Genomic DNA, 12,808 nt, shown 5'->3' on the forward strand with positions numbered 1-12,808 from the left:
AGGTAGAGCAGTAGCGAAATCCAACACCTTCAAATAGACAAAAATATGAAGATTTCAGGCTCTAATTTCCATCGTGCGCAAATTTCAAGAGTTTTAATGGGCGCTGCTAGACTCATCTCATAGATATATTTGCCAGAACCATGAATCGGGGTTGGATTTATCAAGATCAGGTCGATCGCGCCGGTACAGGACTCACAGTACTGGAGTATTACACCCAACGCTATCGCCACTCCACCCAGGCAGAATGGCAGGAGCGGATTGTCACTGGTCAGGTGTTGCTGAATGGCAAACTAACCACTCCCGAAACCTCGCTACAGCCAGAGCAGCGGTTATCCTACCACCGTCCCCCCTGGGAAGAACCTGAAGTTCCCCTCTCCTTTGAGGTGCTTTACGAAGATCAGGATTTGCTTGTGATTGCCAAACCCGCAGGGTTGCCAGTGCTCCCAGGCGGCGGTTTTCTGGAACATACCCTGCTGTGGCAGGTGCAACAACGCTATCCCCAGGAGACTCCTCTGCCGATTCACCGTTTAGGGCGGGGAACCTCCGGGCTGATGCTGATGGCACGATCGCACCTTGCCAGAGCCAGCCTCAGCCAGCAAATGCGCCAGAATACCCTGGGAGGAGGCGATCGCCCCCTCCGCAAAACCTATCGTGCCCTGGTAGGAAGGAGCGATCTGTCGGATTGCTTCACCATCACCCAGCCGATTGGCAAAATTCCCCATCCTGTTCTGGGCTATGTCTATGGCGCAACGGCTGAGGGACTGACTGCCCATAGCGAATGCCGCGTCCTCAACCGTACTGCTGACTCCACCCTCGTAGAAGTCACCATTCTGACCGGACGCCCCCACCAGATCCGGATTCATCTCGCTGCCGCAGGCTATCCTTTGATTGGCGATCCACTTTATCAGGTGGGTGGGGTTCCCCGACTCCAGCCCATCGCCGCCGAGAAACTGCCCGTCCCCGGAGACTGTGGCTACCACCTCCATGCTTACCAGCTATGCTTCACCCATCCCAGTACAGGTCAGGTCATGAGTTTCCTTTGCCCCGCCCCAAAGGAGCTATCCATTGAGCTACTACCAGCAACACCCACAGGCATTTCCCCCAACCTACCTGAGTGAATTGCAGGGGCAAATTCTGGCATGTCCTTACTTTGCCGTGAACAATTTGAACCGCGACTTTGTGGGCACAAAGGGGTTTTCTGTCGTATTCCAGCGATCGCACCTAGCGACCGTCGAACAACGATTTCCCTATTTCAAACCCTATCTGACCCAGGCATTACAACCGGAATGTAACGCCTTCTATCTCAATCCCTTGCTGCTAAAGGCAGGCTCACGGGTCGATCCCCACATCGATCGATCCCTCCGCTCCTACTGCAAAACTATCGATCCACCCGCCGTGGTCAGCGTCCTCTATGTCCAGGTGCCAGCCGACTTAGAAGGCGGAGAGCTGGTACTGCGATCGCACAAACGCAAAGTTGCTCAAATCCGTCCCCAGTCAAACCTACTGCTTTTTTTTCAGGGTGATCTGACCCACTCCATTAACCCAGTCACCAGTTCCGGCATTCGTCTCAGCCTGGTTTGTGAACAATACAGTTTGGATGAAGCGCAGCTACAAGACATTCCAGAATTCAAGCTGGAATCTAGAACCTTGAACTAGTAGTCTGCCAAGCAGATTATGAAGGATTGCAAACCCTTCATAACCCCGCAAATTGGTTTTTCTGGGTTTAGACAAAATGCCATCCACCTATCTAACCCATCTACCCATCCACTCAACTGGTGTAAAAAGGTGTAACAGGTGTTCATCTTTTCAATTCCGCTGTCCATACTTTAGGTAGACCTGAACACTCCCTCAGATCAAAGAAATACCCCCTGCGGGTACCCTTCTTGACAGATGCGGGTTAGTTAGAATGATTGTTATATAAGTGATGTGGGTTCCTTATCTATAGCTTGTTATAGGTTATTCATTTAGGTTGTTCACTTAAACATGTAGCCGTTGATGCAACAACGGCAGAATGAATCGGTAACAATCGACAACCAGTTTGGTGCTTGAAAAGTGGTTTGCGTTGAGTAGCTGGTTATTGTCTGATACAAATCATGCATTATTACTTACAGCAATTTTCATTTGTGTATGCTACACAGAACGTTGGTTGTGCCTTAATATAACGGCATTCATTGTGTGGCACTCGTCTAAAAACTGCTGTAAAGCTTATCTGCAAACTGAACCACTTTTTCCATTGGCAGTAGTCATTGCAGTCGTTGTCATTGCATCCAATCAAACTGACACCTGACACCTGTTTATCTAATTCAACCTTTCACCAGGAGGGTACGCAGATGGCTTCTTCAAATTACCGGATTGGTATCATTGGTGCGGGAACTTCGGGGGTCTATCTTGCGAATTTGTTAATCCAGCAAGGGGTTCAGGTCACTCTGTTTGAGAAAGCACCCTATCCCCGCACAGAGGGGTGTGGCATTCTTTTGGTGCAGGCAGGGATGGAAGCCCTTTACCAGGGCAACCCCGGCATTTGCAGCCAGATTATTCATGCCGGTTCCCCTGTAAAGCGGTTTGAGTTTCGCAATTTACGGGGTGGAGTTATCAGTTCTGAACCAGTCACCTATGCAGAAAATGAATTGCCAGGAATGCTTGTACACCGTACAGCCATCCTAGAAGCACTCCTGAATCCATTACCAGCAGACTGCCTGCACTTTAACGCTGATCTGCAATCCATTACCCAAACTACCAGCGGTATCACCGCCCACTTTAAAGATGGGAGTGAGTGGGAAGGCGATCTCCTTGTGGGGGCAGATGGAATTTTATCTAAGGTGCGCCAGTTTGTTGTTTCTGGGGTAGAGCTTTGCTATCTGGGCGATCTGGTCTGGCGGGGAGTCGTGGCTGACAATACATTCTGCCCGGAAGGCAACTTTATTGTTTACGCCCGTGGTCGGGGGATTTATGCCAATTTCTTTGACATTGGCGGCGATCGCACCCATTGGGGCTTCTTCATTGAAAAGAACCTGGAAGATAGCGCGATCGGTACCCTCAGACCCCAGGATTCCACTATTCCTGCGAAGGAACTGGCGAAGCTGCCCAGAGATGCCCGTACTGTGATTGAGGCAACCCCACCGGAACAAATCGTCAGCCGGTATTCCTATGACATCGATCCCTTACCCCGCTTGTGCAATGGACGAATCGTTCTAATCGGTGATGCCGCCCACGCCAAAAGCCCAACCCGCGCTCGCGGCATGACTGCCGGGTTTGAAGATGCTCTGTCTTTGGCGCGGCATCTTGCCTCCAATATTCAGCTTGAAGCGGCAGTAGAGACATATCAAGCAGAACGGAAGCCCATCGTGCATGAGTATCAACGCACCAGTCGCGAAATGAGCCAGAAAATCGGACGCCGTCATAAGCAAGCTGCTTAAGAAGTTGTTAGGTTGCAGAGTGTTCTAATTGTTGAGGTAAACAGTGAAAAACACAAAATTGATAGGCTCCGAGTATCTATCTGATCTGGAGCATAAGATACAGATACTGCCTCCTGACGAAGCATCACCCCTGTTGTTGGAAGCTAGCACAATTCTATTGTTTGCAGGTTTTCCTGAGCTTGCCTATCAAGGATTTATCAAGCTAACACAGGGGGAACTAAAAGTTAGTGAAGTAAGTTCCCTAGTTCATCCTATTAAAGCGATTACTCCTGCCCTATGCTATTTCATCAAGATTCCCTGCCCTAGGATTTTTTCAGAGCAGGAAATGTCATTTAGTGAGCTTGAAAAATATATCAATAGAAAACTTCGGGAATATGAGGGTGTATCAGGTATAGATCGCTGGTTTCATGTGGCAATGCCTTCAGGTGATTGGAGCGAAAATTTCTTATATGACCTTACACATCCAAAAGTTGATATTAAGGGCGATGACAGATTCAAAGTATATAGCTTTTTTCAGGATTTACATCGTGTACTCTCCCAATATTACGTCAATCGTAAAAAATGGCAGGAAGCCAGCAGGTGGTTGAAAGTTTTTGAGGATGTTCTTGATGCTTGGGAACTCGATCGCCTGAGCTATGTAGAGCAGGAAATCCTGGTGTTTGGAATACGTACTTATCTGCATCTTCAAGATACAAGTAATGCTGACAGATTCATCCAAAGATGGTGGCAATCCTTGGAAAATTTAATAATGGGTTTGTATCTTGTGGCTTACCTACCCGATCTCATGAGTAGGATTTCAGAAGGTGCTTTACAAAATAGTATTAATCTTTCCCAAGAACAAGCCCAAGATTTTCTCGATTCAGTGAATAGAAGGAACTACATCCCTATAAACATTGACTTTATTCCAACAGTTAATGATTGGAATAATTTCTTAGAGAAATGGAGTGAAGCAATATTTGATAATCTTAATGAAGAACATATGGATAACTATGAATTTCAATATTCAGATGTTTTGGAGAATAAATCTTGCCTTCGGATAGGCGCAACTGAGGAAGAAGTTTCTGAACTAGAGAAAAGATTAGGGGCAAAACTACCCATAAGCTATCGGAACTTCCTCCTTGCCTCTAATGGTTTTACGATCTTAAATGAATATTGCGAGTTATATGGTACAGACCAAATTAACTGGTTCATTGAAGAGAATAGAGATTGGGCAGAATGTTGGGATAATGGCGATGATGTTGAGGATGAGAAGTATTTCCAATATGGAGACCATCAAGACTGCTGTTGGATAAGAGGTCAGTACATGAAGACTGCTCTCCAGATTAGCTCTACTGAAGATGGCGATGTTTATCTTCTCAACCCACAAATTATAGACTCTAGAAACGAATGGGAAGCATGGGACTTTGGCAATAAAAATCCTGGAGCCTATCGATATCGTTCGTTCTGGGACATAATGCAGAAAGTGTGTAAGAGAAGTTTTGGTTCTTGAACAACCTAACCATTCAAATGCACAGACGGTTGCAAGCCTCTAGAAGTGAGTTCAAGATTACTTGCCGCCACTGATTTGAGTCGTTAGTTTTTAGTTGTTGGTTGTTAGATAGGGCAGCGTGGAGACCTTGCAAGTCTTGAGGTTCTAGCAAAGTGATGCGGTGAAGGCTGTACGGCTTTGCCGTTCCCGCAGGGTAGGATGTACGGCTTTGCCGTTCCCGCAGGGTAGGATGAAGGATGAATGCCAACAGCCAACAGCCAATAGCCAACACTAACCATTAAGAAAAGGGGTTGATTCAATGGCTGGACTGGAACAAAATGCATTTCCTTTTCAAATGGCTGAAATGGAAGGAATGGGAATTCCCAGTTTGAGTTATGACGAGTTTGAGGTTCCTCTCGCCTTTTTACGCAACTGTGGCACCTGGGAAGGAATTGCTCGTCGGATTAGCCCCACGGGTGAACTGATGGATGAGCATCTGGTGCGGGTTGTGATTGAGATAGATGGTGCCCGGTATGTGCAGACCAATACCGTCCGGATTGACACCCCCAGGGAAGTAACAGCCAGTTACTACGGGGACTTTCGGGAGGGAAAGCTGGTTTTTCCCCTAACGGATGAGGTGTATACCTTGGGGGGTGAAAAAGCAACCGCATTCTCTGGGGTTGCCTGGGCAATCAGCGATGACTTGATTGTTTATCGGGGAAGCCGCACTCTAGAGGGGCGCAAAACCTACTACAACGAAGTAATTGCCCTGACCACGCTCAATCATCGTGTGCGAACGACTCAATTGTTTGAAGATGGCGTCTATAAGTTAGTCACCATGATCGAAGAAACAAAAGCTTAACCCCCATCCCCCATTACTCCAAACCCTAAGTGGTCACACTCTCAGCCGTTTCCGGGACATCAGGCGTTACCGCTGGCTCTTCTTCCTGTCCCGGATGGAAGTAGTCATAAATTTGCTGTGCTAGCCGGGGACCGATACCGGGAACCTCAGCAATCTGCTTGGGGCTTGCTTCTCGCAGGTAATCGATCGAGCGAAAGGTTGCCAGAAGCTGCTTCTGCCGATGTTGTCCTAATCCGGGAATCTCATCCAGCCGCGATCGCCGCATTCGGTCCGAGCGCTGTTGCCGATGGAACGTAACCGCAAATCGGTGTGCCTCATCCCGCAGGCGACGGAGAAGCTGGACTCCTGGCTGTTCCGCGTCTGTACTCAGCGGCAAAGACTCCCCTGGCAGAAAAATCTCCTCCCGCTGCTTGGCAAGGCTGATCACCCGCACATCTTCCAACAGGTTCATTTCCCGGAGGGCATTGACCACGGCAGAAAGTTGCCCCTTGCCTCCGTCAATCATAATCAGGTCTGGAAAGTCCGAGGTAGCCGTGACATACCGATCCAGAACAGAACTTTCCTCACTCCGCACCTGTTCCCCTCGCTCCTTCATTGCCGCATATTTGCGAAACCGACGGGTGATTACTTCTGCCATTGAAGCAAAGTCATCCGAGTGCCCGGAGGTGACAGTAGGGTTTTTGATTTTGTAGTGACGGTAATGCTGCTTGGCAGGTAAGCCATCTACAAACACAACCTGAGACGCAACCGCATCTGACCCCTGAACGTGGGAGATGTCATAGCCTTCGATACGACGGGGCAGGTCGGGCAGGTCGAGCAATTCTGCCAGGTCTTGCATTGCCTGGGCGTTGCGATCAGCAAAGCGTTGGGTACGCGCCAGTTCATACTCGGCGTTGCGTTCCACCATCTCAATCAATTCCGCTTTGGTCTGCCGCTGAGGGGCGATGATGGAAACCTTCCTCCCTTTTGCCTCACTAAGAAACTCTGCCAGCATATCCGCTTCCGGTAATTCATGCTGCACCAGAATTTCCGCTGGAATTTCGACTGAATCGACCGTTTGAAAGTGTTCTTCCAGTACCCGTTGCAGAATGGCTCCCGGTGTCCCAGATTGAGCATCGGCAACAAAACCTAACCGCCCCACCAAGCGCCCTGCTCGAATCTGAAAAAGTTGAACGCAGGCGTGATGTTCGTCCGCAGCCAGGGCGATCGCATCCCGTGAAACGGTATCATCTGCCAGGGAAACCTTTTGGTCGGCGGCGATCGTTTTGATCCCGTTAATCTGGTCACGAATGTGGGCAGCCGCTTCAAAGTTGAGGGATTCTGCTGCTTGCCCCATCTGCTGCGTCAGAATATCCTCCAGTTCCTTAGTACGTCCCTGAAATACCATTGCTACCTTTTGCACAGTTTTGTGATAATCCTCTGGACTAATGAGCTTTTGGCACACACCAGGGCAACGCCCAATATCGTAGTTAAGACAGGGGCGATCTTTGAACAAGGGTTGCGGACGCTGGCGCAGGGGAAAAATCCGCTTAACCAGGTGCAGTGTGCGCCGTAGCAGACCCACATCCACATAGGGACCATAGAAACGGTCTTTGCCTTTCCCCTGTCGCCGTCTGCGGGTAATGAAAATACGGGGATAGTCCTCAGACCAGGTGATACAGAGCCAGGGATATTTCTTATCATCCTTCAGCAGCACGTTGAAGTGGGGCTGGTGCTGCTTGACCAGGTTCGCCTCCAGCGCCAGGGCTTCCGCTTCCGTATCCGTAACAATGAATTCAATTTCGACCACCTGCCGCACCATCAAGCTAATGCGAGGGGTGTGGTAGGGACCACTCTGGAAGTAAGACCGAACCCGCGATCGCAGCTTCTTTGACTTACCGATATAGAGGATCTGTTCATTGCTATCCCGCATCAGGTAAACCCCTGGTTCAGGCGGAATCTCTTTGAGAACACTATCCAAACGTTGAGGGTCTTTAATCAGCGGCACAGTCTTCGCAAATGTCACAACTGAATCAAGGGCAATCTAAGGGGCTTTATCTCAGGAAGGCAACTTTATAGCACTTACATCAATTTTAGATGAATCTCTACAGACTTCGATGGAATACCGGAATTGTTCTATCCGTAAGGGGAAGAATTAAACGTGTATAATATGAAACATGAGATGTGTGGATTTCCCTATGAATTTGGAAGAGTTTGAACTCCAAGCCCGTGACGTGCTCGAACAGACCCTCAATCATCTTCAGGCTGCAACACTGCTGGCTACAGAGCTGGAATCGCGAATTTCGGCAGCAGGACAATCCGTTCAAGCTCTCGGTCAATTGATTGAGACATTTGTAGCTGAGCAAAAAAATCAGCAAAGTTCGGATGATTAGCTGGTTACACTGAGCACAGTAGTATAGCGGCAGTACAGAAATCGTTAACGTTTGGTATTTATATACTTGCTTCACCCTAAATCCCTCTCCTAGAGCGGGCTACGGTGTATACAGATCTCGGCTTCGTTAGAAACTGGCTCTGGGGGACTTCCCCCCAGTCCCCCGCCTTTTGGGGTCCTAACTCCCCCAAACCCCCCGCAAGGCTCTAGCGTTGGGGCTTCAAGTCTAGCGCGACGAGAATCGGTCAACCATTGCCTCCGCTTCAAAAACCAACCGCTCTCCTTGCCACCCGTTTGCCCTTGCTTGAAGACCCAATGGGATGAAGGTTGCCATTCACGCCGAGATTACATCGTTTTGGAGGGGGTGCGGGGGACGCAACCGTCACCTGCCACGGGGGGTTTGGGGGGCAGCCCCCCAAGCAGGGTTTTGGCATTCACCGTTGACTCTGCGATCACCTACCGATTCAACTTTCACACTTGTGTATACACAGTAGCCCAGAGCGAGAGAGGGACTTTGATCATTTCCCTTTCTTCTCAATGGGAGAAGGGGTTAAGGGATGAGGGTCAGTCTTTTGGTGTTTCAAGTATGTAATTGACTAAGGTTTTACCTGACCCGGAGACGTTAGCCAGTCAAAAAGCTGCGAGGCGGGGATTGAGAAAGGCTTCATTCAAGGGAAATTGGCTATCGTCAAGGACTGATCAGTTCATTCGGAAACGCAATCTGCGACAACTTAACAGATCCCCGGTTTCTGTGAAGATTATTCGGTAAATTAAACCATATCCTACGAGAAACCGGGGATCTTTTTCCCCTACTACCCCAGTGCTGAGTCTGTTTGCCCTTACCCTGTTCATCAGCGCGTTTCTGCTGTTTTGGGTGCAACTGATGGTTGCCAAAATGATCCTGCCGCTGCTGGGAGGGGCACCTTCGGTCTGGAATACTTGCCTGTTCTTTTTTCAGTTCCTGCTGCTGGTTGGGTATAGCTATGCCCATCTCACCACGACCTGGTGGAAACTGCGGTATCAAACGCTTTTGCATGTCGGACTACTGTTCCTGCCTCTGCTGATTTTGCCCATTGCCATGCCTTCCAGTTGGATACCAACTCAGGAGGTAAATCCTATTCTCTGGGTGCTGGTGGTACTGCTGCGATCGGTAGGCTTTCCGTTCCTGATGGTTTCGACCACTGCTCCGCTGTTGCAACAGTGGTTTGCCCATACGGATCACCCCTCCCGGCACAATCCCTATGTTCTCTATGCCGCCAGTAATTCGGGTAGCCTGCTGGGACTGGTCAGCTACCCCTTATTGGTTGAACCGATGCTGCCGTTAACTCGACAAAGTTGGCTCTGGGCATGGGGGTATGGGTTACTCATTGGTTTGGTCGGGCTATGTGCGGTGCAGGTGTGGCGATCGCGCAGCGTCTCCACTGGAGAATCGGACAGTGCTTCAGACGTTTCTCTAGATGAGAGTATTCAAACATTGGCAGGGACTGAGCAAGGCTCTAGTTCGCTTGCAACAGCCGTTCCACCAACCCCTTTGCATCAGGCGAGGTGGGTTGTGCTGGCGTTTCTGCCATCCAGTTTGTTGCTGGGCGTGACCACCTACCTGACAACGGATATTGCCTCAATTCCGTTTCTCTGGGCAGTGCCCCTGGCGCTTTATCTGTTGACCTTTATTCTGGCGTTTGCCCGTCAACCTCAATTGCCCGCACCTGAAATGGTGGCTTTGCTACCCCTGGTGTTGACCGCACTGATTGTTCTGTTTTTGCTCCAGGTGACTCAACCCGCCTGGGTGTTAATTCCGCTGCATGGGCTGGGCTTTTTCGTGATTGCCCGCCTTTTTCATGGAGAACTCTCCCGATCTCGTCCCGATCCCCAATACCTGACCCTATTCTATTTCTGGATTTCACTTGGGGGTGTTTTAGGTGGATGGTTTAATGCGATCGCCGCTCCCCTCCTCTTCTCAACGATTCTAGAATATCCACTGGCACTGCTTCTCAGCCTGTTACTGTTGCAACAGCTAGCATCTGAGACAACCTTGGAAGAGCAAACGGCTGGCTTCCGGCTTGCCCGCACCCTCCCCTTTGGAGTTGGCATTTTGTTGGCGGTGCTTCTGGTTGGCTTCAACTTTCGTTTGCTCAACGTCAGCCTAGTCGGTGCCGTTCTGTCTCTGGGACTAACCGCAGGGATTGGATGGGTGTTTGCAATTAAACCCTTTCGGTTCATTCTGGCTCTAATTTTGGTGGTTCTGTTGAACCAATTTTCGTTGAATCCACTGGGACGGTTACTGGCTACAGAACGTAGCTTTTTTGGCGTTTACCGGGTGGTAAACGAACGCAACCTCTACCACAGCCTGTTGCATGGAACGACCCTGCATGGTAAGCAAAGTCTGGATCCGGCACGGCACCGCGAACCATTGACCTACTTCTTTCCGAGTGGACCGATTGGGCAGGTGTTTCAAGCATTGGGAGCAAACTTCTCCCATGTTGCCATTTTGGGTTTGGGAACTGGTGCCCTGGCTGCCTATGCTACCCCGGATCAGAACTGGACTTTTTATGAAATCGATCCAACTGATGTGGAGTTAGCAAAGCAGTATTTCACCTATTTGCAAGACTCTCCGGCTCCAACCCAGGTGGTCTTGGGCGATGGGCGATTGGCTGTGAATCAGGCCCCCGCTAACTACTACGATTTGTTGGTGATGGATGCCTTTAGCTCAGATTCTATTCCCGTTCATCTGGTTACGCGAGAAGCCGTACAGCTTTACCTGAGCAAGCTGACCCAGCATGGATTGTTGATCATCAACATCTCAAACCGTTACCTTGACCTGGAACCAATTCTGGGGGCGTTAGCAAACGATCTGGGGCTTGCCAGCCTGCGCCAGTTGGAGCTGACCGTATCCGATACTGAGCGGAAGTTGGGGAAATCCCCTTCCCATTGGGTACTGCTGGCACGCCATCCAGAGGATTTTGGTTCGTTGCGGCAAGATCCTCGCTGGCAGGCTATTCCAACAGATCGAGCATCCCTGTGGACGGATAATTTTTCTGATATCTTCCGCATTCTGAGAGCCGTCCGCGATCGCTGAGTTACTTGCTTCAACAACACTCGGATGAGATCACTCATCGACAGGTCATACTGGGCTGCTAATTGCTCTGCCAATTCCCGATCTTCATCACTGGCTCGAATCACTAGCAGTTTGGTCAGCAGTGCTGAAAAGTTTGAGTTGGTCTGTCATGGCATAGTGGGTAATTCGTTCGCCCTACCCAAAGCGGGTGGGTTAGGTTGTTACCTCAGAATTAACATCGACTTAAGGATGAAGGTTGAGGTTATCGCTAACGTTTGCAGACTCTCCACTTCTTGAAAATGAGCATCGCGTGTTACCAAAGTTAGAGCCTGTTGCAGTGCAAGGGCTGCAATCCAGACATCATTCTCAGGTAACGGACGACCCTTGAGCCTTAACTTGGTTTTGACCTCACCGTATTGCCGTGCGGTTTCAGCGTCACATACCAATATTGTGCTGCCAGCAACTAATTCATCAACTCTTGCTAAGTTTGATTCAACTCGTCCTGACTTTCTGGCTCCATAACACAGTTCACCAATGACAATGCTTGGAATGAAAACTTCACTGGCTTGAGCAAGATTGTCTTTGACGATCGCCTCATCTGAAAAAAGCGCAATCAACGATGTTGGTATCGAGCAAAAACCTACCACTCATCGATATCTACCCGCTCACAATCTTGCTCGATCGCCTCACGCATTAATTGAAGGTCATCAGAGGGAATTGAACCAGCGAAGCGCAACAATTGCTGCCCTGGTGTACCTCGAACTTCCGCTTTTACCAGAGAGCGAACGAATTCAAGCACCTGCCTTTGCAAAGGCTGAGGCATAGCTTTCAACTGTTCAACGACTTCATCGATGATAGGAATATTCATATTGCCCTCCTTGCTACCATCCTATACCGCTTACCTGGAGAGCAGTGAAAGAGCAGTCTTTAATGCTGACAGAGGGTTAACAGGGATTGCCTTTACCGGGGACTTCAGTCGCATAACGGTGCCCATCACCCGCCGCAGATAACCTTTGCATCATAACCGATCAACTTTCGGCGGTCGGTGTGCATGGGCGTTGTTAGACTGCGGCAGCTTGCTTTAAAGAATGCATGAGCATGGTGCGTTCCCAGCAATCTATCGGCGGGGTAGAAGGAGTTGCAGTAGGGAACGCACCCTACAAGATCAGCGATCGCACTTGACGTTATTATTAATACAGTTTTTCTAAAAGGGATACCTTATGAAAGAAATTGATGCCTTCAAAGATGCCTTTAAAGAAGAATTAGAAAAGGAATGGCTGGCTGGATTTAAAGAAGAGTCTGAAATCGAAAATTTAATATTTGAAGATCCAGGTTTTAGTGCTTTCTATCAAAAAATGGGAGCTATTAGAAGCCGCGAAGATTTCTGGAACTTCTATTTTAGGTTAAAAAGAGATATAACTATTGGGCACCTCGATTAATTGGTTTTCTAGCAATTTTCAGTCTCATAACAGTCTCATGGTCAATTGCTGGGCTTCTGCCAGCAAAATTTGCGGCGCATAGAGCGTCTAACCTGACTCAATACCCGATTTTGGGCAGATCTATCCCTCAAGTGGGCGCGTTTGCCAGAACACTAAGCGCAGCAAGTTGTAGGTCAAGTTTTTCAACCCTAACTGCA

13 protein-coding genes are annotated in these 12,808 nt (G+C 49.1%); 9 read left to right on the forward strand and 4 right to left on the reverse strand.

The genetic code is table 11. The features are described from left to right. Positions 1-140 precede the first annotated feature (140 nt). The 4 genes from AC1S52_RS26490 (at position 141) to AC1S52_RS26505 (ending at position 4,905) form a co-directional block, all read left to right on the forward strand. Positions 141-1,118: an RluA family pseudouridine synthase gene (locus tag AC1S52_RS26490; protein WP_482032046.1), complete on the forward strand. Its 978-nt coding sequence runs from the start codon at positions 141-143 to the stop codon at positions 1,116-1,118. Continuing rightward, entirely contained in the window at positions 1,066-1,656 is a 591-nt protein-coding gene (locus AC1S52_RS26495; protein ID WP_482032047.1) for a 2OG-Fe(II) oxygenase, read from the forward strand. Before AC1S52_RS26490 ends, AC1S52_RS26495 begins: the two co-directional genes overlap by 53 nt. A 674-nt stretch (positions 1,657-2,330) precedes the next feature. Then, positions 2,331-3,416, forward strand: a complete 1,086-nt coding sequence (locus AC1S52_RS26500; protein WP_482032048.1) for an FAD-dependent oxidoreductase — start codon at positions 2,331-2,333, stop codon at positions 3,414-3,416. Positions 3,417-3,459: 43 nt separating this feature from the next. Further along, the gene (locus tag AC1S52_RS26505; RefSeq protein ID WP_482032049.1) at positions 3,460-4,905 is read left to right on the forward strand and encodes an SMI1/KNR4 family protein; all 1,446 of its coding nucleotides are present in this window, start codon (positions 3,460-3,462) and stop codon (positions 4,903-4,905) included. Positions 4,906-4,918: 13 nt separating this feature from the next. On the opposite strand, the gene AC1S52_RS26510 is transcribed toward AC1S52_RS26505, so the two are convergent. Beyond that, positions 4,919-5,173 (reverse strand): hypothetical protein, encoded by a 255-nt coding sequence (locus tag AC1S52_RS26510; protein WP_482032050.1) that lies wholly within the window; start codon positions 5,171-5,173, stop codon positions 4,919-4,921. A 30-nt stretch (positions 5,174-5,203) separates the two neighbouring features. Between AC1S52_RS26510 and AC1S52_RS26515 the strand changes: the two genes are divergently transcribed. Next, positions 5,204-5,746 carry a hypothetical protein gene (locus tag AC1S52_RS26515; protein ID WP_482032051.1) on the forward strand — a complete coding sequence of 181 codons (543 nt, stop codon included), beginning with the start codon at positions 5,204-5,206 and terminating at the stop codon, positions 5,744-5,746. A 25-nt stretch (positions 5,747-5,771) separates the two neighbouring features. Here AC1S52_RS26515 and uvrC read toward each other — a convergent pair whose 3' ends face one another. Further along, the gene (uvrC, locus tag AC1S52_RS26520; RefSeq protein WP_482032052.1) at positions 5,772-7,751 is read right to left on the reverse strand and encodes an excinuclease ABC subunit UvrC; all 1,980 of its coding nucleotides are present in this window, start codon (positions 7,749-7,751) and stop codon (positions 5,772-5,774) included. A 172-nt stretch (positions 7,752-7,923) separates the two neighbouring features. Between uvrC and AC1S52_RS26525 the strand changes: the two genes are divergently transcribed. Next, on the forward strand, positions 7,924-8,118 hold the full coding sequence (locus tag AC1S52_RS26525) for a hypothetical protein (RefSeq protein WP_482032053.1): 195 nt from the start codon (positions 7,924-7,926) through the stop codon (positions 8,116-8,118). A gap of 819 nt (positions 8,119-8,937) precedes the next feature. Continuing rightward, entirely contained in the window at positions 8,938-11,193 is a 2,256-nt protein-coding gene (locus AC1S52_RS26530) for a spermidine synthase (RefSeq protein ID WP_482032013.1), read from the forward strand. 200 nt (positions 11,194-11,393) lie between these two features. On the opposite strand, the gene AC1S52_RS26535 is transcribed toward AC1S52_RS26530, so the two are convergent. Both AC1S52_RS26535 and AC1S52_RS26540 read right to left on the reverse strand, forming a co-directional pair. Then, positions 11,394-11,789 (reverse strand): PIN domain-containing protein, encoded by a 396-nt coding sequence (locus AC1S52_RS26535; protein ID WP_482032012.1) that lies wholly within the window; start codon positions 11,787-11,789, stop codon positions 11,394-11,396. Positions 11,790-11,812: 23 nt separating this feature from the next. Continuing rightward, complete coding sequence (locus tag AC1S52_RS26540; protein ID WP_482032011.1) at positions 11,813-12,040, reverse strand: hypothetical protein; 228 nt, start codon at positions 12,038-12,040, stop codon at positions 11,813-11,815. Between the two features lies 1 nt (position 12,041). On the opposite strand from AC1S52_RS26540, the gene AC1S52_RS26545 reads away from it, so the two are divergent. Together AC1S52_RS26545 and AC1S52_RS26550 are read left to right on the forward strand one after the other, a co-directional pair. Then, positions 12,042-12,182 carry a hypothetical protein gene (locus tag AC1S52_RS26545; RefSeq protein WP_482032010.1) on the forward strand — a complete coding sequence of 47 codons (141 nt, stop codon included), beginning with the start codon at positions 12,042-12,044 and terminating at the stop codon, positions 12,180-12,182. 210 nt (positions 12,183-12,392) lie between these two features. Further along, a complete protein-coding gene (locus AC1S52_RS26550; protein WP_482032009.1) occupies positions 12,393-12,611 on the forward strand; it encodes a hypothetical protein in 219 nt (72 codons plus the stop codon). The last annotated feature ends 197 nt before the right edge of the window (positions 12,612-12,808 follow it).

The sequence above is a fragment of the Kovacikia sp. CALU 1929 genome (genome assembly GCF_056784235.1).